Origin of the sequence: Bacillus sp. JJ1127 (genome assembly GCF_036965845.1) — a bacterium.
GTDB lineage: Bacteria > Bacillota > Bacilli > Bacillales > Bacillaceae_G > Bacillus_A.
Genome location: NZ_JBALQK010000011.1, coordinates 22735 through 25280, shown reverse-complemented (window position 1 = coordinate 25280; position 2546 = coordinate 22735). Strand labels below are relative to the sequence as shown.

Genomic DNA, 2546 nt, shown 5'->3' with positions numbered 1-2546 from the left:
CTTAAACCTAAGTTTGAAATGATAAAGCTAAAGATACAAACAGATAATACAAGTTTCTTATAAGAAACATTTGTTAATATAGTTGTGAAATAGTTTGCGAAAGCACTAACAACACCGATTGCTGTTGTTAAACAAGCGAATACAATGGCAATGCCTAGCATGATGTTACCGCTTGTCCCAAATAATTGATACATAACAGTTGCTAATAGTTGGCCGCCGTTTTCAAATTGCCCTAGGCTTCCATTTGATGCACCGATATATCCAAGTAAGAAATAGACAATTGTTAAGAAAAAAGCGGCAATACTTCCACAAATAATTGTGTATTTAGCAATGGATGCCTTTTCTTGTACACCGTTTTGGCGAATTGCATTTACGACGATTGTTGATAAAACGAGAGCACCAATTGCATCTAGTGTTAAGAATCCTTCTAAAAATCCCTTGAAAAATGGAATTTCTTTATAATCGCCGACAGGATTTACAAATGATCCCGTAGGTGAAAGGATTGCTTTCGTTGCCATAACAGCAATAATTCCAAGTAAAATCGGTGTTAATATTTTTCCGATATGATCAACTAATTTAGATGGATTTAATGATAAAAAGTAGACGATCGTAAAGAAAATAAAAGTGAAAATTAACATAGAATACCAATGATCGTGGAAAAGTGGTGCGATCCCAACTTCATAAGAAACAGATCCCGTTCGTGGAATAACAAATAGCGGACCGATTGAAAGATAAATAATAATGGCTAGTACTGCTGCGAATTTTGGATGAACACGGCTCGCTAAATTCTTAAAGCTACCACCTGCAAGAGCAACAGCAACTATTGCTAATAGGGATAAACCTACATCTGTAATAATAAACCCTGAAATAGAAACCCACATATTTTCTCCTGAAGAAAGCCCGAGAAGTGGCGGGAAAATCATATTACCAGCGCCGAAAAAAACCGCAAATAGCAATAAACTAATGGAAAGAATTTGCGATGGTTTTAAAGTGTTACGCATATATAGAAAATCCTCCTAAGAAGTATTTTGTCGAAAATTCAAACAATTTGTCAAGTAACTGTTTTTATTTTAAAGGTCTGATGACCATAAAGCAATAGGGAATTTTGAAAAAATAGAAATTAATGCGTCAAATCGAATAATTATACTATTTATAGTTTGAATAGAGAGGATGTTACTCTTGAAAGAAAGGGAGGCAATGAGGATAAAAAATACACATACCGATATGATATGTGTATGTAGTGGAATTAAAAATAAATTTTGCGATCACGTTCTTCTTTTAGAATTTCGACCGCCTCGCGGAAACGTTGGGAATGAACGATTTCACGTTCTCGTAAAAAACGTAAACTATCATTTATATCAGGATCGTCTGATAAATTGATGAGCCATTGATATGTCGCTCTTGCTTTTTCTTCAGCAGCAATGTCTTCATATAAATCAGCAATAGGATCACCTTTTGCTTGTATATATGTGACTGTAAATGGTGTACCAGCTGCATTATGATAATGTAGGGCGCTATCATGGTCGGCATAATGAGGATCAAGTCCGGCTGCTTTCATTTGCTCAGGCGTCGCATCTTTTGTTAGTTTGTAGACCATTGTCGCTATCATTTCAAGGTGGGCAAATTCTTCGGTACCGATGTCTGTAAGTAAACCAATTACTTTATCAGGAATGCTATAACGTTGATTTAAATAGCGAAGTGCGGCAGCTAACTCTCCATCTGCACCGCCGTATTGTTCAATTAACAATTTTGCGAGTGCTGGATTGCACATACTTACTTTTACAGGATATTGCAATTTTTTTTCATATATCCACATAGTTCTTCTCCTTTAAATTTGCCATGGCCACGGACCTTTACTCCATTCCCACGGAGCCTTAGAATAGCTATTCCCAAATTGCTGAAGGGGTCCATATTTCTCTTCGATTTTTTGCCGTAACAATCGTCGTTTATAAGAAAAATCATTAAATTGATTAATAGATGTAACATCATCAGGGTGTGTATCTAAATACAGTGTTAGTTCAACTAGTACAAAGTCGAGTTCTTGCAGTTCTTCCATCCATTGATAATACTCTTCTGGTAATGATTGAGCCACGATTATGTTCACCGCCCTTTTTTGTATGGATTTTCGTAATAATCATAAAAAACAGGCCATAAAGTACCTTTTCTTAAAGCTTCTTTTGGGGAGAACTGTGGTAAATTTGGCGGTTGAAATCCTAAATATAGATTAGGAGGAGTAGAATAGTATTTTTTCCCGATAGGAGGACAAGGATCTTTTGGACCATGGTATGGTGTATACGATTTCATATACTTATTCATGACAGAACCTCCTTATATAAAACTAAAAACTTCATCACTATATACTGTATTCAGACATAATCACCTTTTATGACACATATAGAAAAACTAATAGGTACAGGGGGGAAATGCACGTGAAGCATATTACAAGCTCTATTGTATTAAAAGTAAGAAATTTAAAAGAAACATTATATTTTTATGAAGGCATTCTAGGATTATATCCTAGTTCACAAAGACCGCAATTAGATGTA

The 2546-nt window shown here is 35.3% G+C and carries 4 protein-coding genes and 1 pseudogene (1 of these 5 running past the window's edge); 1 reads left to right on the top strand and 4 read right to left on the bottom strand.

The window, feature by feature from the left end; translation table 11 throughout:
* The 4 genes from brnQ2 to V7183_RS02035 all read right to left on the bottom strand — a co-directional run.
* A protein-coding gene (gene brnQ2, locus V7183_RS02050; RefSeq protein ID WP_335358544.1) for a branched-chain amino acid transport system II carrier protein BrnQ2 crosses the window boundary here: on the bottom strand, window positions 1-1001 show its 5' portion. 313 nt of this gene lie to the left of the window's left edge; the window shows 1001 of its 1314 coding nt (coding positions 1-1001); the start codon lies at window positions 999-1001; the stop codon falls past the left edge of the window.
* A gap of 245 nt (window positions 1002-1246) precedes the next feature.
* Window positions 1247-1816 carry a spore coat protein CotJC gene (cotJC, locus tag V7183_RS02045; RefSeq protein ID WP_097894605.1) on the bottom strand — a complete coding sequence of 190 codons (570 nt, stop codon included), beginning with the start codon at window positions 1814-1816 and terminating at the stop codon, window positions 1247-1249.
* Between the two features lie 12 nt (window positions 1817-1828).
* Window positions 1829-2092 carry a spore coat protein CotJB gene (locus V7183_RS02040; RefSeq protein ID WP_141523289.1) on the bottom strand — a complete coding sequence of 88 codons (264 nt, stop codon included), beginning with the start codon at window positions 2090-2092 and terminating at the stop codon, window positions 1829-1831.
* Window positions 2093-2100: 8 nt separating this feature from the next.
* Entirely contained in the window at window positions 2101-2316 is a 216-nt protein-coding gene (locus tag V7183_RS02035) for a spore coat associated protein CotJA (protein ID WP_097894604.1), read from the bottom strand.
* A 59-nt stretch (window positions 2317-2375) separates the two neighbouring features.
* Here V7183_RS02035 and V7183_RS02030 point away from each other — a divergent pair.
* Window positions 2376-2546, top strand: a pseudogene (locus tag V7183_RS02030) (VOC family protein); the annotation flags it as partial.